This is a genomic window from Bradyrhizobium sp. AZCC 1693, from assembly GCF_036924745.1.
Lineage (GTDB): Bacteria > Pseudomonadota > Alphaproteobacteria > Rhizobiales > Xanthobacteraceae > Bradyrhizobium.
In genome coordinates, this window is sequence record NZ_JAZHSD010000001.1 from 5166841 (window position 1) to 5185475 (window position 18635).

The following is an 18635-nucleotide window of genomic DNA, read 5'->3' on the forward strand; positions in this document are numbered from 1 at the left end:
GCCTTATCCTTTCGTCGCGGTCGGCGCGCTTGCGTCGCACTGGCCGCACCTGACTTTGTTTGTTACAACGCGGCCCGCGTTCGGTTCAATAGTGCCGCGCCTCAATAGAAACGGACCGGGTTCTGAATCCCGGCCTCCAAGGAGAAGTTTTATGATTTCACGTCGCACCGCGATTTGTCTGGCCATGATCGGCCTTTCCACGGCCGCTTCGATCGGCAGCGTTTCGGCGGCGGATTATCCGACCCGGCCGGTGAAATGGGTCGTCGGATATCCGCCGGGCGGCGCCACCGACATCATCGCGCGGCTGATCGGCCAGCGGCTTTCCGAGCGGCTCGGCCAGCAATTCGTGATCGAGAACAAGCCCGGCGCCGGCAACAACATCGCGACCGAATCCGTCATCAACGCCGAACCGGACGGCTACACGCTGCTGCTGGTCAATCCGGCGAACTACATCAACGCCACGCTCTACGCCAATTTGAAGTTCAACCTCGTGCGCGATATCGCGCCGGTCGCGGCGTTCAATCGCGTGCCGAACGTGATGACGGTCAACAAGGACGTGCCGGCGAAGACGGTTGCCGAGTTCATCGCCTATGTGAAGGCCAATCCCGGCAAGGTGAACCTGGCGTCGTCGGGCAACGGCACGTCGGTGCATCTGTCGGGCGAAATGTTCATGGCGATGTCGGGCGCCAAGATGCAGCACATCCCCTATCGCGGCGCTGCGCCCGCAATCACCGATCTGCTCGGCGGCCAGGTCCAGGTAATCTTCGACAACATGCCGTCCGTCCTCCCGCACATCCGCGCCGGCTCGCTGCGGGCGCTGGCCGTCACCAGCGCGACGAAGTCGTCGCTGTTGCCTGATGTGCCGGTGCTCGCCGACACCATCCCGGGCTACGAGGCGAGCGCACTGTTCGGCATGGGCGCCCCGAAGAACACCCCGAAGGAAATCATCGCCAAGCTGAACAAGGAGATCAACGAGGTGCTCGCCGAGCCCGCGATCAAGGCCAGGCTGGTCGATCTCGGCGGCGAACCGCTGATCGGCCCGCCGGAAGCGTTCGGTGCGATGATCGCGGCCGAAACCGACAAGTGGAAGAAGGTGATCGAGGAGGCCCAGGTCGAGAAGGTGCAGTGATCTACCTCACGGAACATTGGCGCGGCCGCGGTGTTTTATCGCAAAGGCGACGCGGCTTTGCGTCACGTGACGGAGATCGATGATGCGTAATGCAATGTTAGCGGTATTGGCGCTGTCGGCAGCGGCAGTCGCCACGGTGGCGGGCAGCTCGCCGGCGGCGGCTTACGATTACCCCTATTGCGTCCAGGGCCGGGGCATCGGCATCCCCGGCGACTGCTCGTACAGCACCTACGCGCAGTGCATGGCATCGGCCTCTGGGCGCGGCCTCTACTGCAATGTCAATCCGCGCGCCGCGTTCGGGCAACAGCGGCGGATGCGTGTTTACCGGGACTATTGATCGGGGCTCGCGAACTCTTCCCGGGATGGCCGGACTGATGCGCGAAAGCTATTTGCGCTGATCCGGCCATCCGAACTTCCCTTGTCACAACTCTCAAATCCGTGATGCAGGCGCAGGCTTGACTCCTCTTGGCTTGCGTATATACTAAACCATATGGTTAAGCTTCAAGAAGAAGTCCTGGACCGCACCTTCGCCGCGCTGTCCGATCCGACCCGGCGCGCGCTGCTGGCGCGGCTCGGCGACCGCGAAAGCCTTTCGGTCAGCGAACTGGCGCAGCCGTTTTCGATGTCGCTGCCCGCGATCATGAAGCACCTCGATGTGCTGTCGGACGCCGGTCTGATCGCGCGCGAAAAGACCGGCCGCACGGTCGCTTGCCGGTTGACCGCCCAGCCGATGGAGCAGGCGATGGACTGGCTCAATCGCTATCAGCGCTTCTGGTCCGACGCTCTCGACCGCCTTGCCGCTTTTGTGGAGGAAGACCCATGGCCGCCCAGTCAAGCCCTATCAAGTCAAGCGTCCGCGATGCCGAGCCTGCCGAGCGCCCCAGCCTCACGCTCAAGCGCCGGTTCAACGCGACGCCCGAAAAAGTCTACGCCGCGTGGGCCGACCCGCAAAGGCTAGTGCAATGGTTCGGGCCCGGATCGGTCGAGGAAGGCTCGGTCAAGGCCGATATCGATCTGCGCGTCGGCGGCCGCTACCGCATCAGCTTCAACGCCAAGGGCACCTACAACGAGGTCGGCGGAGTCTATCGCGAGGTCGTGCCGAACCGGCGGCTGGTGTTCAGCTGGGCGTGGCATTCCACGCCGGAGCGGGAATCGCTGGTGACGATTTCGATGAAGCCGGAAGGCAGCGGCACGCTGCTCACTTTCCTTCACGAACAGTTCGTCGATGCCACCGCGCGCGATAATCACGAGCGCGGATGGACGGAGTTGCTGGCCAAGCTCGAAAGCTATTTGGCCTGAACACAGGAGCCGCCCATGCACACCGTCGTCTCCCGCGAGGAATGGATCGCCGCCCGCAAGGCTCACCTTGCGCACGAGAAGGAATACACCAAAGCACGCGAGCGCCTGGCCGAGGAACGCCGCGCGCTGCCATGGTTCAAGGTCGACAAGGATTACGTGTTCGACGGGCCTGATGGAAAGGTGTCGCTCGGTGATCTGTTTAGGGGACGCAGCCAACTCGTGGTGCAGCATGTGATGTTTGCACCGGACTGGAACGAGGCCTGCAAGAGCTGCTCGTTCTGGGCCGATGGCTTCGAGCGCATGATCCCGCATCTGGCCGCCCGCGACACCACGATGGTCGCGATCTCGCGCGCGCCGCTGCCAAAGCTCGCCGCGTTCAAGCAGCGAATGGGCTGGACGTTTGACTGGTTGTCGTCCGGCGGCAACGAGTTCAATTACGATTGCGGCGTTTCGTTCACGCCAGAGCAGATCGAGAGAGGCGGCAACTACAATTTCGGAACCACCCGCTTTGGCAGCGAGGAAGCACCCGGAATCAGCGTGTTCTATCGCGATGAGGCAGGGACCATTTTTCACACCTATTCCTGCTTCGCGCGCGGCCTCGACATGATGAACGCCGCCTACCATTATCTCGACCTCACTCCGCTCGGGCGTCACGAGGAAGGCCTGCCCTATCCGATGGACTGGGTGCGGCTACGTGACCAATACCAGCCGTCACAGGTTCAGGCATCCTGTTGTCATGGTTAGTCGTCACTAACCCTCAGTCGTCATTCCGGGATGGTGCGTTAGCACCAGACCCGGAATCTCGAGATTCCGGGTTCGATGCTTCGCATCGCCCCGGAATGACGAAGCCCGCTCGCAATGACGCCGGAGAACAAGAGGAAACTCCCCCATGCCTTACGTCGATGGCTTCATCGTCGCCGTGCCGAAGAAGAAACTCGAGGCCTATGTCCGTCTTTCGAAGAAGTGCGGCAAGGTCTGGCGCGAGTACGGCGCGCTGGATTACCGCGAATGGGTCGCCGACGACGTCAAGGTCGGCAAGCTCACCTCGTTCCCGCGCAGCGTCAAGCTCAAGCCGGGCGAAACCGTCGTGTTCGCCTGGATCACCTACAAGTCGCGCGCCCAGCGCGACAAGATCAACGCCAAGGTGATGGCAGACCCACGGCTCAAAGAGATGACCGACGGCCCGCCGCCGTTCGACGGCAAGCGGCTGATCTATGGCGGGTTCGAGAGCCTGGTGAAAGTGTAGCTCGTAATCGTCGCGGCGCGCGGCGCTGATCGTCGTCGGTCATCAGGCGCCGTCAGCGCCGGCGCCAGGCTTCGCCGTCAGTTCGGGCGTGCCTGCGTCTCGAGTTGTCGGCTATAGCGGGACATGGCAAAGCAGAAGACGAAATAGATCAGCCCCACGAACACGTAGACTTCGATGCTGAACGGCTGCCATGCGGGGTCGATGATCGATGTCTTGGCCGTCGTCAGCAGGTCGAAGATGCCGATGATCAGCACCAGGCTGGTATCCTTGAAGAAGGCGATGAACGTGTTCACCAGCGGCGGAATCACGTGGCGGATCGCCTGCGGCAGGATGATCAGGCCGTTCTTCTTCCAGTAGGAAAGCCCGAGCGCGTCGGCGGCGTCGTGCTGCCCTCTGGGTACGGCCTGCAGCCCGCCGCGGACGACTTCGGCGAGATACGCGCCCGCGTACAGCACGAACGCGATCTGCGCCCGCAGCAATTTGTCGATGTTGACGCCATCGGGCATGAACAGCGGAAACATCACGCTGGCCATGAACAGCAGGCTGATCAGGGGAACGCCGCGGATCAGCTCGACATAGAGCACGCAGAGCGATCGGATCGCGGGAAGTTTTGAGCGGCGGCCCAGCGCCACGACAATGCCGAGCGGAAAGCCGAAGGCGAGCCCGAATGTCGCAAGGATCAGCGTCACCGGCAGCCCGCCCCAGCGGTCCTGCGACACGTAGGTCAATCCCAAGATGCCGCCCCACATCAGCACGCCGATCAGCACCAGTGCGGCCGCCCACACCGCCACCAGTTCCTTGCGCCACCAGCTCCGCCGGCTCGACACAACGAACAGCGCAATGAACGCCAGGCACACCAGCGCCGGCCGCCATTGTTCGCTGAACGGATAGGTGCCGAACAGGATGAAGCGGTATTTTTCGGGGATCACGGCCCAGCAGGCGCCGAGCCCGCGGATCGACCGGCACGCGCCGGTCTGGTCGCCGGGCACCGACCAGATCGCATTCCAGTAGCCCCATTGCACGAGGCTCACCAGCGCCTTGCCGAGCAGCATGATCAGCAGCAGCGAGATGACCGAGGACGTGACCGAGGCGAACAGGTTGGCGCGCAGCCAGCGGACGGCGCGTCCGCCGGGGACCTTGCGCGATCGCGCGCTGTTGAACGGCAGCGGATTTTGCGGCGCATCAGTAATCGACGTCATCGGATCAGCGCTCCACCAGCGCGATGCGCGCATTGTACCAGTTCATGAACAGGCTGATGCCAAGGCTGATCGTCAGGAACACCATCATGATGAGCGCGATGGCTTCGATCGCCTGACCGGTCTGGTTTAGCGTCGTGTTGGCGATCGACACCACGTCCTGGTAGCCGACCGCGACCGCCAGCGAGGAATTCTTGGTGAGGTTGAGGTACTGGCTGGTCATCGGCGGAATGATGACGCGCAGCGCCTGCGGCAGCACGATGCGCTGCAGCACAAAACTCCGGCGCAGGCCGAGCGCGTTGGCCGCATCCCATTGGCCAATGGGAACGGACTGGATGCCGCTGCGGACGATTTCGGCGATAAAGGCTGAAGTGTAGGTGACGAGCGCGATCAGCAGCGCGAAATATTCCGGCGACAGCGTCAGCCCGCCGACGAAATTGAAGCCGCGCAGCTCCGGCAGCGTGATGGTCCAGGACGCGCCCAAGCCAAGCGACACCAGCGCCGGCACTCCCACGAGCAAGGCCAAAGCGTACGGCCACAGATGCCGCACCTTGCCGTCGGCCATTTGCCGCGCCATCAATTGCCGCCGCAGCACGTATAGCGCCATCAGCCCGGCGACGACGGCCGCGATCACCCAGAGATTTGCCTCCGCAATCGGGACCGATGGAAGCACCAGGCCCCGGTTGGACAGAAAAACTCCCTCGATCGGCTTCCATGCGGCCCGCGCCGCCGGCAGGCCCTGCATCAGCACGTACCAGAACAGCAGTTGCAGCAGCAGGGGAATGTCGCGGAGCAGTTCGACATAGACGGCGGCGAGCCGCGACAGCAGCCAGTTCGAGGACAGCCGCGCGATGCCGATCAGCGTGCCGATCACGGTCGCCAGCACGATGCCGATCACGGCGACGCGGAACGTATTGACGATGCCGACGATGAAGGCCCGGACGTAAGGGTCCTTCGGGCTGTAGGCGAGCCAGCTGTCCGCGATCGGCATCCCGGCCTCGCGGCTGAGAAACGCGAAGCCGGTCGAAATCCGGCGTGCCGACAGATTGTGAAGGGCGTTCGACCACAGCCAGCCGACGATCGCGACGGCGATCCCGACCACCAGGATTTGCCAGGCAAGGCCGACAAGCTGCTGGCGATTCAGCGAGAAGCGCAGCCGCCTGCGGCGTCGGAGGTCGGGCGTGGATGTCGTCACAGCACAAGGATCCTTCTGGCGACAGCGATCTTCGGCCATGCGCCCCGAAGGACGCATTTCAAATGTTGCACTAAAATGAGTTATGTGCAACATTTGTTTCATGGCGCAGCTCCAGCCGAAATCCTCGCCGCTCAGCGAATTATGCAGTGCCTTGCCGTCGCTTCCGGCGCGGCTGCAGCAGGTTGGGCGCTTCGTCGCCGCCAATGATTACGACGCCACCACGCGTTCGATGCGCGATCTGGCCGCCGAGGCCGGCGCCGATCCCGCCGCCTTCACACGCCTGGCAAAGGCGCTGGGCTATTCCGGGTGGGACAAGTTGCGCGCCGCGCTGACCGAGGCGCGCCGGCCGGCGCAAGCCCAGCCGTTCTCGGCCCGTACCCGGGCCGGCGGCAAGGGACCGCGCGCCGAAATCTCGTTGGTCGCCGACAAGCTGGAAGCCGAGTCGGCAGGCCTTGCGCGCATTTCCACGAGTTCCGTGGCCGAAGCCGCCAAGGCCTTGCATGCCGCGCGGCGAATCTGGATCGCCGGCTTTCGAAGCTGCCGCAGCGTGGCTGAGTTGCTCAATTATCAGCTCCGCTTGTTCCGCCCCGACGAGGTGCAACTGGTCGGCGGCTGCGGACCGGAGGATCTCGACCTCGGCGCCTTCCAGCGCGGCGATGCGGTCGTGGTCATTGGCTTTGCGCCCTATTCAAGGGCCAGCGTGCTGTCGGCGCGCGCGACGCATGATTCCGGCGCCACGCTGGTCGCCATTGCCGACGCGATCCACGCGCCGATGGCGGAGGGCGCCGATCATCTGCTGCTCTATGAAGCCGCCGCATCGCCCGGATTCTTCCCGAGCCTGACCGGCGCCATTGCGATTGCGCAGTCGCTGGCCGCGGTCACCTTCGTGCTGGGCGGCGCCAAGGCAAAGCGCCGCCTTGAGGAGACCGAAGGCCGGCTGGCCGCAATGTCGCAATATGTCGCCGAGGAGGGTTGACCGTCATGGGCGTCAGCAAGAGTCGGGTGCTGCATCGAAGCCTGCGTGAAACCCCGCCCAAGGCGATCGGCGGCGAGGGCGTCTGGCTGATTGGCGAGAACGGCCAGCGGATTCTCGATGCGTCCGGCGGCGCCGCCGTCTCCTGTCTCGGCCACCAGCATCCACGCGTGCTCGAGGCGATGTCGCGGCAGGCGTCGAAGCTCGCTTATGCCCACACCAGCTTTTTCTCGTCGGAGCCGGCCGAGGCGCTGGCCGACAAGCTCGTGGGCCACGAGCCCGGCGGGCTTGGCTACGCCTATCTCGTCAGCGGCGGTTCGGAAGCGATCGAGGCCGGCATCAAGCTGGCGCGGCAGTATTTTATCGAGGTCGGCCAGCCGCAACGCCGGCACTTCATCGCGCGGCGCCAGAGCTATCACGGCAATACGCTGGGTGCGCTGGCTGCCGGCGGCAACGCCTGGCGCCGCGAGCCCTATGCCCCGCTGTTGTCGTCGGCCTTCAGCCATGTGACGCCGGCCTTCGCCTATCACGAAAAAAGCGACAGCGAATCCGAGACGGATTTTGTGACACGGCTGGCGGCCGAACTGGAAGCGGAGTTCCAGCGTCTTGGCCCCAACACGGTGGCGGCGTTCATCGCCGAGCCTGTTGTGGGCGCGACCGCCGGCTGCGTACCGGCGCCGGAGGGATATTTCCGCGCCGTCCGCGAGATCTGCGATCGGCACGGCGCGCTCGTCCTCCTCGACGAGGTGATGTGCGGCATGGGCCGCACCGGCACGCGCCACGCCTGGGAGCAGGAAGGCATCGCGCCCGACATCCAGGCGATCGCCAAGGGACTGGGCGGTGGCTACCAGCCGATCGGCGCCATGCTTGCGAGCACGCGCATCGTCGATGTCATCCGCGACGGTTCGGGCGCATTTCAGCACGGCCATACCTATCTGGCGCACCCGCTGGCCTGCGCCGCGGCGCTCGAGGTGCAGCGGGTGATCGATGACGAGCAATTGCTCGACAGGGTCAAGACCCTCGGCAGTCAACTCGAGCGGCGGCTGACCGAGCGTTTTGGTAATCACCGGCATGTCGGCGACATCAGGGGTCGCGGCCTGTTCCAGGCCATCGAACTCGTCGCCGATCGCGCCACCCGCACCCCGTTCGATCCGGGGCTGAAATTGAACCAGCGGATCAAGGCGATCGCGTTCGAAGGCGGCCTTGGCTGTTATCCCGCGGGCGGGACCGTCGATGGCCGCAGCGGCGATCATGTCCTGCTCGCGCCGCCCTATATCGCGACAGTGGACGATATCGACATGATCGTCGACCGCCTGGGTCAGGCCGTCGACCTGGCCTTGAAGAGTGTGGGTCATTAGCAGGAGAAGCAGTATGAACAGGATCGTCATCGCTACAGGCTTGCTTGCCGCGTCGTGCCTGACGGCGCAGGCCGCCACGCTTGATACGGTCAAGCAGCGCGGCACGCTGGTGTGCGGCGTCAGCGCCGGTTTTGCCGGCTTCTCGACGCCGGACTCGCAAGGCAACTACAAGGGGCTCGACGTCGACTATTGCCGCGCTCTGGCGGCCGGCGTGCTCGGCGACGCCACCAAAGTGCGATACGTCGCGCTGACGGCGCAGAATCGCTTCACCGCCCTGCAATCGGGCGAAATCGACGTGCTCTATCGTAACTCGACCCAGACCTATCTGCGCGGCGTGACGCTCGGGTTGCGGCAGGGTCCGATCAATTTCTACGACGGCCAGGGTTTTGTCGTGAGGGCCGATGCCGGCGTGAAGGATCTCAAGGGCCTGAACGGCGCCACCGTCTGCGTCGCGCAGGGCACGACCCACGAAGTCACGCTCGGCGATTACGGCCGCGCCAACGGGATCGAATGGAAGCCGCTGGTGTTCGACCGCACCGACACCATGTACCAGACCTTCTTCGGCGGACGCTGCGATGCCATGACCCAGGACGCTTCAGCGCTGGCGGGCGCCGTCACCACGGCGGCTTCCAATCCGGCCGACTACACGGTGCTGCCGCAGACCATCAGCAAGGAGCCGCTCGGGCCATTCACCCGCAACGGCGACGATGTCTGGACCGACATCATCGCCTGGCTGCATTACGGCCTGATCGAGGCGGAAGAACTCGGCGTCACGGCGGCGAATGCGGACGAGATGGCGAAGTCCAGCAGCGTCCCGGCCATCCAGCGGCTGCTCGGTACGTCAGGCGAACTCGGATCGCGGCTCGGCCTCGACAACAAGTGGATGCTGATGGCGATCAAGGCGGGTGGCAATTACGGCGAGATTTTTGAGCGCAATGTCGGCAAGGCAAGTCCGCTGAAGCTCGACCGCGGCCTGAACGCGACCTGGGCCAAGGGCGGCCTGATGTACGCGGTCCCGTTCAAGTGAAATTACATAGCGTTTTCGAGCGAAGTATGCCCCCGGACTTGATCCGGGGGTGGACACCGGTTCGCGTAAAGAAAACGCGTCAAACGAAAAGCGATTGCGGCGCAGCGGGTTGACACAGACTGCGCCGCGGCCACACTGACCAACATGCGCATCACACTAGTCCACGCCCTGAAGCATTCGATTGTGCCGATCGAGGCTTCGTTTGCCCGGCTTTGGCCGGACGCCCGCCTGATGAACCTGCTCGACGACAGCCTGTCGGCCGATCTGGCGCGGGACGGCGGGCTCACCGACGCCATGACCGAGCGCTTTCTCCGGCTTGGGCGCTATGCGGCCGGCACCGGATCGGACGCGATTCTGTTCACCTGTTCGGCGTTCGGCCCGTGCATCGAAGCGGTCGCCCGCGCGCACGCGCCGATGCCGGTGCTCAAGCCCAACGAAGCGATGATCGAGCAAGCCGTCGCAAAGGGCCGCAAGATCGGTTTATTGTCGACGTTTCCCCCGACATTGGCGTCGATGCCGCCGGAATTTCCGTCGTCCATCGAGCTCGTGCCGAAACTGGCGGAGGGCGCCATGACTGCGCTCGATCGCGGCGACCGTGCGACGCATGATCGTTTGGTCGTCGAAGCTTCAAAAGATCTACGCGATTGCGATCTGATCGCGCTGGCGCAATACAGCATGGCGCCTGCGGCAGAACGGGTCGCCGAGGCAACCGGGCGCCCGGTGCTGACGACACCCGACAGCGCGGTACTGAAATTGAAGGGAATGCTTGCCGCCGGCCGTCCTTAGATTCGAGGGCGTTGAGGGGAGCGCGATGACAGTGCGGTTCAGTCGGCGCGATACGTTGTTGCGAACGGCAGCCGTCGCGGCGGCAGGCCTGATCCCCGGCGCAGCCATCCCCGGCCTTGCAGCTCCGCTGCGCACGCCGTCTCGTAGCCAGGAAATCGACGCTATTTTGCGGGCCCGGGTCGATGCGGCAGACGTGCCAGGCGTTGTCGCCATGGCCGCAACCGAGCAGTCGGTGATCTACCAGGGCGCATTTGGCGCGAGAAGCATGGGCACGGCTGCCAGGATGTCGGCCGATACGGTCTTCAGTATCGCGTCGATGACCAAATTGCTGACATCCGTCGCAGCGCTGCAGCTCGTCGAGCGGGACAAACTCAAGCTGGACGAACCGGCGGCCAGAATTGATCTGACGCTTGGGTCGCCTCAAGTTCTCGATGGTTTCGATGCGCACGGGACGCCGCAACTGCGCGCCGCGCGAAAGCCCATCACACTACGCAATCTGTTGACGCACACATCCGGGCTTAGCTATCAGCTTTGGGACACGAATGTCGTTCGCTACGGCAAGGCGTCTCGCAGCGATCCAGCGCTGCCCCGCACGCCGCTGATATCAGATCCGGACACCAGGTGGGCCTATGGCGGCAGTCTCGACCGGGTCGGTCGGCTCGTTGAAATCGTCAGCGGGCAAAGTCTCGATCGCTATTTCCGTGATCATATCCTGGGTCCGCTCGGGATGAACGACACCGCTTTCTCGCTCACGGAGAAGCAGCGCGCACGCCAGGCAAGTCTGCATCTGCGCAAGGCCAATGGGACGCTTGTGCCGCAGCCTCTGGTGAGACGAGCGGAACCGAAAGTGATTTCCGGTGGCGGCGGCATCTATTCCACAGCGCCGGATTATCTGACTTTGCTCAAGGCGCTGTTGAATGGCGGAGCACTTGCCGGGAAGAGCATCCTGCGACCGCAGACGGTCGCGCTGATGTCCACCAACCAGATCGGCAACCTCGATGCGGGAATTCTCAAGACAACAAATCCGGCATTGTCCGAGAACGTCGATTTTTTCCCGGGAGTCCGGCTGCGGTGGGGGCTTGGCGATATGATCAACATCGATCCCGTGCCTGATGGCCGCAAGGCAGGCAGCCTGACATGGGCCGGGCTTTACAATACCTACTACTGGATCGACCCGGCCTCGCGTATCGCAGGCGTGATCATGATGCAGATATTGCCGTTCGCCGACCAGCGCGCGCTTAACGTCTATCGTCTATTCGAGCGCGGTATTTACCGGGCCCATAGGGCGGCCTGAGCTCGGGCGCCGCTTCAATCGTCCTTCTTCCTGGCGGGCTTTTTCGCCGCCTTCGCCGCCGCTGCTTCCTCGGCTGCGTTCCTGATCGCCCGGGCGTAGCTATCGGCGGTGTTTTCCGCTGAATTCTGCAGCCGCTTGGCCGCGGCCGTGCCGAGCAGCATCGTGCTCTTGGCGATCAGCCGGAACTGATCCCGGGTCTCCTTGTCCCTGGCCTTGGCCGCGCGGGCCATGATCTGGTCGCGCCGTTTCTTGACGGCGGCCATCAGACTCTTGTTCTGCGCTTTTGCGATTTGCCGGATGAAAATGTCGAGATCGGCTTCAGCCATTATGGGTCACTCTTGGCGCACCATGCGATTCCGCACGGTGCGGGGATCATTGGCGCGTCTTGTTGGAAGGATGGGCGCCATTGTGTCGCCGCGGCGCGGTCATTTCAAGCGCCGATTCGCGATCGGACGGTGCGGACCATCCGCGCAACCCGATAACAAACGATTAACGTAGTATTGGTACAAATCCTCAACCATCAGGAAGGCGAGCAGCATGCGTAACCTCACCGTCTATCAGCGTTTTGCGATGATCATTGCGGCGCTGACAATGGTGCTGTTTGCCGTCTCCACCTTGCAGATCCTGGTGTTGCGCGATGCGACGCTCGACGAGCGGCGCACCACGGTCCGCGATCTCGTCGAGGCCGCGACAAAGGTTCTCGCCCACTATGAGGGCGAGGCCAGGGCCGGCAGGATCGAGCCGGACAAGGCGCGCCAGATGGCCTTTGCCTCGATCAGCGCCATGCGCTGGGGCGAATACTCGGACTATATCGGCGTCTACGGTACCGGCAGCTCGGATGCGGGTGTCACCTATGTGCATGCCAACCCCAAATACATCAACGTCAACCGCTGGGATTTCAAGGATAAGAGCGGCAAGCTGTTGATCCAGGACATCGTGCGGACGGCGCGCGCCGGCGGTGGTTTTGTCGAGTATCTGGCGCCCCGGTCGGCCGGTGGCGCCGAACTCCGCAAGGTCTCCTATGTCGGGGCCTTTGGCGCGGGCGACAAGCTTTTGGCGCTTCAGGCGGGCGCCTATGTCGACGATATCGACGCCGTCGTCTTTCGACGGATGATCTGGGCCGGGACCGCCGGCTTAGCCGGGCTGGCTATCGCGGCCTTCGCGGCCTTCTGGCTCGGCCGTGGCCTGGTCGGCCCCCTCAACAGAACCTGCGCGGCCATGGACGAACTGGCCAAGGGCAATCTCGCAGTCGACATTCCGTTCGTCGACGCGGACCAACGAGATCGGCCGGATTGCGCGAAGCCTGCAGGTCTTCAGGGATCATCTGGTCGAAACCACGCGGCTCCGCACCGAGCAGGAGGCGATGAAGGTCCGTTCCGTCGAGGAGCGACGGACGGATCTCGCCCGTATCGCCGACGATTTCGAGCGCAGCATCGGCGGGGTGATCCGGGGCACCGCCACCGCGGCCGACGAGCTGCAGGATTCGGCCTCGTCAATGTCCACGATCGCGGTGGGGACGACGGATCAGAGCGCCAGGGTCGCGGCCGCAGCCGAGCAGACCGCATCGAACGTTCAGACGGTTGCGGCTTCGGCGGAGGAACTGTCGTCCTCGATCCAGGAGATCTCGCGGCAGGTCACCCAGTCTTCGTCAATTGCCCAGAACGCGGTCGGGCAGGCCGGCCGGACCGAGGCCATGGTCGGGCGCCTGGTCGAGGCCTCGCAAAAAATCGGCGAGGTCATGGCGCTGATCCAAACCATCGCTGGTCAGACCAACCTTTTGGCCCTGAACGCGACCATCGAGGCTGCCCGGGCCGGCGAAGCCGGCAGGGGGTTTGCCGTGGTCGCCAACGAGGTCAAGGCGCTGTCGTCGCAAACCGCCAAGGCTACCGACGAAATCACCAGCCAGATCCAGGAAATTCGCGATGCGACCGGCTCGACGGTCAACGCCATCCGCGAAATCGGCACCACGATCGGGCAGATGAACGAAATCACCGGCTCCATTGCGGCCGCTGTCGAAGAGCAGGGCGCTGCGACCAACGAGATTGCCCGCAGCGTGCAGCAGGCGGCACAAGGCGCCCAGGAGGTGATGCAAAACATCACGGGCGTGCGCGAAGCGTCGAGCAAGGTCAACGCTGCCGCGACCCTCGTCTTGAATGCAGCAGCCCAGCTCACCTCGCAATCCGAGCAGCTCGAGACCGAAACCGGAAAATTCCTCGGCAACATCCGCGCGGCGTGACGTCCGCGTAAGCTTCCGGTCGGAGGCAACCGTCGAGGTGCGCCGGCCGTTGACAAGCGAGCTAACCGTCTTGTTTTGACGTCTATTCAGGACGCCAAATTTTGCTCGCCCATCACAGCCGATGAAGATGGGAGCCCCGCTTCGATGAGACGTGGCAGGCGCGCTATTCCTGCTCAATGTCTTCGAGCCTGACCCCACGTCCAGCGCTCAAGCTGCTGCGCGCCTGTTCGATGCGGCGCAGGAAGCGTGGGTCATGTTCGAGACGGTATTCGAACCAGTCGTCTTCCGATTCAAAGCCGATCAGCACGCCCGCGGGTTTGCCATGGCGGGTTATGACGATTTCCTGGGTCTCTGCCTCACGAAGGAATCGAGAGAGATCGTCCTTAACTTCGGACAAGGGGACTTCCTTCATCCCGGATTTCCGAATTGTGCGAGCCATGACTCAGCCTCCGATTTGGCTACGATCGCCAAAACTTCGACGGTCGTGCCGGAAACATCGTAGAACACGCGGACTTCTCCCACCCGCAGCCGATACTGCGGACGGCGCAATCCTCGTAACCGTTTGATGCGACTGCGGCTTACCTTTTCGGGCGCGTGTCGCAGATGCGTATCGAGTGCAGTCCGCACCGTTGTCCGAACATTCGCCGTCAGCCTCCTGAGGTCTTCGACGGCTTCCGGAGCAAGAATAATGGCGAAAAGGCATTCTGGCTAGATTATAGCCAGATTGGCCCAGGCGTCAAACGGCAGCCAACCGATCTCCGGCTCAATTCAGCCGCGCGCCGATCCCGGTAAGCACGCGAAAATCCGGCTTGGACTGAACGCCGTTGTGCTGGTTGATGACCGGCACGCCGACGGAGACGAAGCCCGAGAAACGATCGAAGCCCATGCGCAGGCCGGGTGAGATGTAGACCGTGGTGCCGCCCGAATTGGGATCCGGAATGCCGGCGATGCGCTGCTTGTCGTGCCATTCGCCATTGAGTTCGAGAACGAGGTCGAGCGTATAGGGCGTCTTCTTCATGTCGCTGTGGTCGTGGTTGGCGTGATAGAGGCAGTGCTCCTGCAACTGGTTGCGGGGCTGCATGCAGTACTCGTGCAGCTCCACCTCTTTCGACGAGCCGGTGGCGCCGACCAGGCGATATGACACGGCGGTGCCGAACAGGAAGCGGTCGCCGAGGTTGGTGTTCTGCGTGCCGGTGCTGATCAGATAATAGAGGCCGCTGACGTCGAACGACCAGCGGCCTGTGCGCTTGGTGAAGGCGGCGCCGAACAGGCCGTCCCACGAGCCCGAACCCGGCTGAAATTCAGCCTCGAACAGCTGGCCGAAATTGTCGCGCTGGCTGGTGCTGCCGGTCGGCGCCTTGAAGCCAAACAACACGGCGGCCGACGTGCCGGTCTGCGCGTTGTTGTGGAAACGGTATTGCCCCAGCATGGTCACATCGCCAAAGCCGGCCGAGTTGCCGCGCCGGTTGATGCCGTCGGGGCTCATCAAGCTGTTCATGTCGCTCGAATTCATCATGCCCATATGGCCGCCGCTCAACATGTCCTCGCCGGGTTCGCGGATATCCGAGCGGCGGATGCCGGCGGCGCGAACGGCAACGGTGAAGTCGTTGGTGATGCCGTAGGCCGACGAAATCGAGATAGCGTCGATCGATCGGATCGAATGCGCGTGCGTGCCCTTAGCTGCGGCGGCGAGCAGGTCGGCGTCGCTGAGCTGGCCCAATCGGATGAATTCGTAGCGGACGGACGCGGCAATCAGTCCTTCGGAAAGCGTGTCGGCCGAGATGGTGTTGATGGGGCCGCCGCTACCGGTATTGCCGCCGCCGCCGGGATGATGCGCTTCTGCCGAAGCTGAGAGAAAAAGCATGATGGATGAAAAGACGCCGGCCGCGGGCCGATTAAGATACGCACACACATACGCCCCCTACACTCGATGTCCGACGATTAGCCACCGCAATCGGGCGCGAGATTGACTGGATCATGCGAGAAGCGCGGCCTGCTCGCGACGGAAGCGAAGCGAAAAAGCGAGGGCGTCATCGCGGGCGCGGCGTCTGTGGGGCTGTCGTGTGGTGAGCGAATGGCGAAAGGGGCGCGGCCCGGTTGCCGGTTGTATTTCCGATTTTTTCCCGTTGCGAGGTGGTGGCCGCAATCACGTCCGGCAGTAGCCGCAATCACGGCGAGCACCAGCCGTAATCGCGTCTGATTGTTTCTCTACAGCCTTACCCGTCCAGCGCGCGTATCGGAGTAGGACAATTATGACAACCATCGTCAGAGATATCTTTGTGTTTGTCACCGCGGCCATTTTTGTCGCAGCAAGTTTGCTCATTGCGACCGCGGCCGGCGCGCACGAGTTCAAGGTCGGCGCCCTCGACATCGGCCACCCCTGGTCGCGCCCGACCCCGAAAGACGCCAACGTTGCGGGCGGCTATCTCACCATCACCAACAAGGGAAAGACCGCGGATCGCCTGATCGGAGGCGCCTCGCCCGCGGCAGGCCAGATCGAGGTGCACGAGGTGGTCGACGTGGACGGCATGACGAAAACACGTCCGCTCGCCAACGGCATCGAGATCAAGCCCGGCAAGACCATCGAGCTCAAGCCCGGCGCGCTTCGTATCGTGCTGCTCGGCCTCAAGGAGCCCTTCCAGCTCGGCCAGAAAATCAAGGGCACGCTGGTGTTCGAGAAGGCCGGGCCCGTCGAGATCGTCTACAACGTCGAGGAAAATCCCGGAGCCGCGGTCAGTGGCGTCGCTGGTGCCGCGCACAAGCACCACTAGAGCGTTTGCGCGTTGCCCGGAAGGGGCCCCGCCCTTGAGCATCGAATAAACTCTTGACAGGCCGCACGGCATCCGCGCGCTGCAGCTTCGCGGTCCGTTCGGCGTCACGCGCCGGACGGACGGCGCCGGACCATCGCGATCGACGGTGGCTGGTTTCGAACTATTCATTCTCCAGCCAGGATCGTGACCAGTGTCCAGCCCAAACCAAATGTCAGCCATCACTGCGGCCAGCCTGCAGCCATCACCGCCAGGAAGGCGAGTGACCTGGCCGTTCGCGGCCACCATGTTGTGCGCATCGCTCCTCGGGATCGGGCTGGCATATTGCACCCGCACGTTGCTGCCCGCGTGGGGGCTTGATGGAAGCGGTGTGTCTCTCCTGCCGACGGATGTCGTCTGTTCGAACGGGAATTCTTCGGCCTCGCCGCAGACAGCTCGCGCAGACGAGTGAACCGGCCGAGCTTTCCGGACTCCGAGTGGCCGCACCTTGCCGCGTCCGTCCGATGAGGTCCGCCGTCAACCGTTCGGAAACCACACGATCTCTCTTCCACTCCCGCTAACTAATCGAAAATCGTTCTGCCGCAAGTTCGTGTCCGGGAAAGAAAGGGGAGATCCGAGCATGAACGGCATGGCCATCATGGAAAACGTTCGCCGATACCGCACCATCGCGTCATTGTACCGCCAAACCGCGGCCTTCCGGCCGCTTCATAGCTGTTCCCTCCTGGCGCAAGCCAGGGAATGGGAGCATCGCGCGGTTGCGGAGCTTGAAGCCTATTATGAGGCTTTCTGTTCCGCGGCGTCCGGCAATACCCGGATCCACTCCGCAAGCTGCGCAGCGTGAGCTGACGGCAGGCGCTCCGAAAACGGACGCGCCCCGAGTTAAGAATTGTGGCGGCGTGGGATGAGATCGGCCGGTCGTTTGCGCGCCTTCGCCGTCCTGGGCGGGGTGACTTGATCGGTCAAGCCGTTTGACCGGAAGGCTTCGGCGCACAAAGGCTGTCTTGGTGCGCGTGCCTATGCATAACCCTGGATTTGTTGATCGGACACGCCAAGCGTAGCCCTGGTTCAGTTTCGCGCCGCCGCGCGAACGTCCGAGGGCGTGGCGCCGAAGAGCCGGCGAAACTCGCGGTTGAATGTCGACATATCGCCGAAGCCGACGTCGTAGGCGATGGTGCTGATCGCACGATGGGCCTGGTGCGGGTCTACGAGCATGCCATGCACCTGGGTAAGACGTTGACCGAGCACGTATCTCGACAACGTCGTGCCCTCGCTCTCGAACAGCCTTTGAATATAGCGCCCGGTCACGCGATGGCGGATCGCAAGCGCCGTGATCGAGACATCTCCATCTCGCAGGTTTCGAACGATATCGGCCTTGATCGCGCGCAGCCGGGCCGCGCGCAGGCCGCGTCCCATGGCGATCTCGGCCGCATCGCGCGTCGCGCCGATCGCGAGCGCGCAGAGATCATGGATGTGCGTCGCGACCACGCGCGGCAACTCTGCCGTCTCCAATGCTTCCTCGCCGCTGAGAACGCCGACGTAGCCCGACAGTAGCCGCAAGACGCCCATGTTCTGCAGGATCGGCCGCATGAAGGCGTCCTCGAGGCCGGGCGCCAACGTCATCATGAGCTTGCGTGGCAACCCTACGCCGATGAGGCGCGTAGCTTGCGGAAGAATGATCGTGCTCGCATCTGCGTTCGACGTGAGCACGCCGCCACCAGGCTCCACCGTTACCTCCCGGCCGAGCTGTGAGACGATGCGGCGACCACACTCCTGGATATACAGGATGATGTCATCGTTGCCGTCGGACAGGAGTTCCGGCGTTCGTAAAGCGGTGCCGCCCTCTGAAACGCTCATCCGCAACAGGCAAACACCTCCGCCCGCGCTGGAATGATCCCGGACGCGACCAAGCATTTGAACCGTCATGCCCACACGCAGGAAAGAGTTATCAGGCAACGGAGCAAGGACCCGTCGCGTCAGTGACCGGCCGTACACCTCGTGCCACATCGGTAGCCACCGGTCTCGCGGAACATTCTCCGTCGAGAAGTGAAAGCGCGTAAAGTCGCTTGCCGTAGAGGCCATCGCACTCGCCCCTCTGTTTGCTGATCAGCGCACGCGACACGGCCGCGCG

The 18635-nt window shown here is 63.5% G+C and carries 21 protein-coding genes and 1 pseudogene; 15 read left to right on the top strand and 7 right to left on the bottom strand.

Annotated elements, in window-relative coordinates:
• The first annotated feature begins 151 nt into the window (after nt 1-151).
• The 6 genes from V1293_RS24640 to V1293_RS24665 all read left to right on the top strand — a co-directional run bounded on the left by V1293_RS24640 (nt 152) and on the right by V1293_RS24665 (nt 3674).
• Nucleotides 152-1129, top strand: coding sequence for a Bug family tripartite tricarboxylate transporter substrate binding protein (locus V1293_RS24640; RefSeq protein WP_334512963.1), 978 nt, complete (start codon nt 152-154; stop codon nt 1127-1129).
• Between the two features lie 82 nt (nt 1130-1211).
• Nucleotides 1212-1466 (top strand): DUF3551 domain-containing protein, encoded by a 255-nt coding sequence (locus tag V1293_RS24645; protein ID WP_442894276.1) that lies wholly within the window; start codon nt 1212-1214, stop codon nt 1464-1466.
• 153 nt (nt 1467-1619) lie between these two features.
• The gene (locus V1293_RS24650; RefSeq protein WP_334512965.1) at nt 1620-2087 is read left to right on the top strand and encodes an ArsR/SmtB family transcription factor; all 468 of its coding nucleotides are present in this window, start codon (nt 1620-1622) and stop codon (nt 2085-2087) included.
• Nucleotides 2087-2428, top strand: coding sequence for an SRPBCC family protein (locus tag V1293_RS24655; protein WP_334512966.1), 342 nt, complete (start codon nt 2087-2089; stop codon nt 2426-2428). The genes V1293_RS24650 and V1293_RS24655 overlap by 1 nt, the downstream gene beginning before the upstream one ends.
• A gap of 15 nt (nt 2429-2443) precedes the next feature.
• The gene (locus V1293_RS24660; protein WP_334512968.1) at nt 2444-3172 is read left to right on the top strand and encodes a DUF899 domain-containing protein; all 729 of its coding nucleotides are present in this window, start codon (nt 2444-2446) and stop codon (nt 3170-3172) included.
• 145 nt (nt 3173-3317) lie between these two features.
• A complete protein-coding gene (locus tag V1293_RS24665; protein WP_334512970.1) occupies nt 3318-3674 on the top strand; it encodes a DUF1428 domain-containing protein in 357 nt (118 codons plus the stop codon).
• A 77-nt stretch (nt 3675-3751) separates the two neighbouring features.
• On the opposite strand, the gene V1293_RS24670 is transcribed toward V1293_RS24665, so the two are convergent.
• Nucleotides 3752-4873 carry an amino acid ABC transporter permease gene (locus tag V1293_RS24670; protein ID WP_334512971.1) on the bottom strand — a complete coding sequence of 374 codons (1122 nt, stop codon included), beginning with the start codon at nt 4871-4873 and terminating at the stop codon, nt 3752-3754.
• A 4-nt stretch (nt 4874-4877) separates the two neighbouring features.
• Entirely contained in the window at nt 4878-6065 is a 1188-nt protein-coding gene (locus V1293_RS24675) for an amino acid ABC transporter permease (protein WP_334512972.1), read from the bottom strand.
• 100 nt (nt 6066-6165) lie between these two features.
• Here V1293_RS24675 and V1293_RS24680 point away from each other — a divergent pair, with 100 nt between their 5' ends.
• From V1293_RS24680 to V1293_RS24700, 5 genes are all read left to right on the top strand, one after another.
• Complete coding sequence (locus tag V1293_RS24680) at nt 6166-7041, top strand: MurR/RpiR family transcriptional regulator (RefSeq protein ID WP_334512974.1); 876 nt, start codon at nt 6166-6168, stop codon at nt 7039-7041.
• A 5-nt stretch (nt 7042-7046) separates the two neighbouring features.
• Nucleotides 7047-8396, top strand: coding sequence for an aspartate aminotransferase family protein (locus V1293_RS24685; protein WP_334512976.1), 1350 nt, complete (start codon nt 7047-7049; stop codon nt 8394-8396).
• A 13-nt stretch (nt 8397-8409) separates the two neighbouring features.
• Nucleotides 8410-9423: an amino acid ABC transporter substrate-binding protein gene (locus V1293_RS24690; RefSeq protein WP_334512978.1), complete on the top strand. Its 1014-nt coding sequence runs from the start codon at nt 8410-8412 to the stop codon at nt 9421-9423.
• A gap of 144 nt (nt 9424-9567) precedes the next feature.
• Entirely contained in the window at nt 9568-10209 is a 642-nt protein-coding gene (locus tag V1293_RS24695; protein WP_334512980.1) for an aspartate/glutamate racemase family protein, read from the top strand.
• Nucleotides 10210-10234: 25 nt separating this feature from the next.
• Nucleotides 10235-11503, top strand: coding sequence for a serine hydrolase domain-containing protein (locus tag V1293_RS24700; protein WP_334512981.1), 1269 nt, complete (start codon nt 10235-10237; stop codon nt 11501-11503).
• Nucleotides 11504-11517: 14 nt separating this feature from the next.
• Here V1293_RS24700 and V1293_RS24705 read toward each other — a convergent pair whose 3' ends face one another.
• Complete coding sequence (locus tag V1293_RS24705) at nt 11518-11829, bottom strand: hypothetical protein (protein WP_334512982.1); 312 nt, start codon at nt 11827-11829, stop codon at nt 11518-11520.
• 265 nt (nt 11830-12094) lie between these two features.
• Here V1293_RS24705 and V1293_RS24710 point away from each other — a divergent pair.
• Together V1293_RS24710 and V1293_RS24715 are read left to right on the top strand one after the other, a co-directional pair.
• Nucleotides 12095-12544: pseudogene (locus V1293_RS24710) on the top strand (cache domain-containing protein); the annotation flags it as partial.
• A 139-nt stretch (nt 12545-12683) separates the two neighbouring features.
• The gene (locus V1293_RS24715; protein ID WP_334512984.1) at nt 12684-13739 is read left to right on the top strand and encodes a methyl-accepting chemotaxis protein; all 1056 of its coding nucleotides are present in this window, start codon (nt 12684-12686) and stop codon (nt 13737-13739) included.
• A 163-nt stretch (nt 13740-13902) separates the two neighbouring features.
• Here the strand turns inward: V1293_RS24715 and V1293_RS24720 are convergent, their stop codons facing one another.
• The 3 genes from V1293_RS24720 to V1293_RS24725 all read right to left on the bottom strand — a co-directional run bounded on the left by V1293_RS24720 (nt 13903) and on the right by V1293_RS24725 (nt 15603).
• Nucleotides 13903-14151, bottom strand: coding sequence for a type II toxin-antitoxin system Phd/YefM family antitoxin (locus V1293_RS24720; protein ID WP_334512986.1), 249 nt, complete (start codon nt 14149-14151; stop codon nt 13903-13905).
• Nucleotides 14148-14429 carry a type II toxin-antitoxin system RelE family toxin gene (locus V1293_RS36220; protein WP_442894370.1) on the bottom strand — a complete coding sequence of 94 codons (282 nt, stop codon included), beginning with the start codon at nt 14427-14429 and terminating at the stop codon, nt 14148-14150. Before V1293_RS36220 ends, V1293_RS24720 begins: the two co-directional genes overlap by 4 nt.
• 73 nt (nt 14430-14502) lie before the next feature.
• The gene (locus V1293_RS24725) at nt 14503-15603 is read right to left on the bottom strand and encodes a transporter (protein ID WP_334512988.1); all 1101 of its coding nucleotides are present in this window, start codon (nt 15601-15603) and stop codon (nt 14503-14505) included.
• A gap of 388 nt (nt 15604-15991) precedes the next feature.
• On the opposite strand from V1293_RS24725, the gene V1293_RS24730 reads away from it, so the two are divergent.
• Both V1293_RS24730 and V1293_RS24735 read left to right on the top strand, forming a co-directional pair.
• Nucleotides 15992-16510, top strand: coding sequence for a copper chaperone PCu(A)C (locus V1293_RS24730; RefSeq protein ID WP_334512990.1), 519 nt, complete (start codon nt 15992-15994; stop codon nt 16508-16510).
• 616 nt (nt 16511-17126) lie between these two features.
• Nucleotides 17127-17348: a hypothetical protein gene (locus V1293_RS24735; RefSeq protein ID WP_334512991.1), complete on the top strand. Its 222-nt coding sequence runs from the start codon at nt 17127-17129 to the stop codon at nt 17346-17348.
• Nucleotides 17349-17572: 224 nt separating this feature from the next.
• Here V1293_RS24735 and V1293_RS24740 read toward each other — a convergent pair whose 3' ends face one another.
• Nucleotides 17573-18361, bottom strand: a complete 789-nt coding sequence (locus tag V1293_RS24740; protein WP_442894277.1) for an AraC family transcriptional regulator — start codon at nt 18359-18361, stop codon at nt 17573-17575.
• Nucleotides 18362-18635 lie beyond the last annotated feature (274 nt).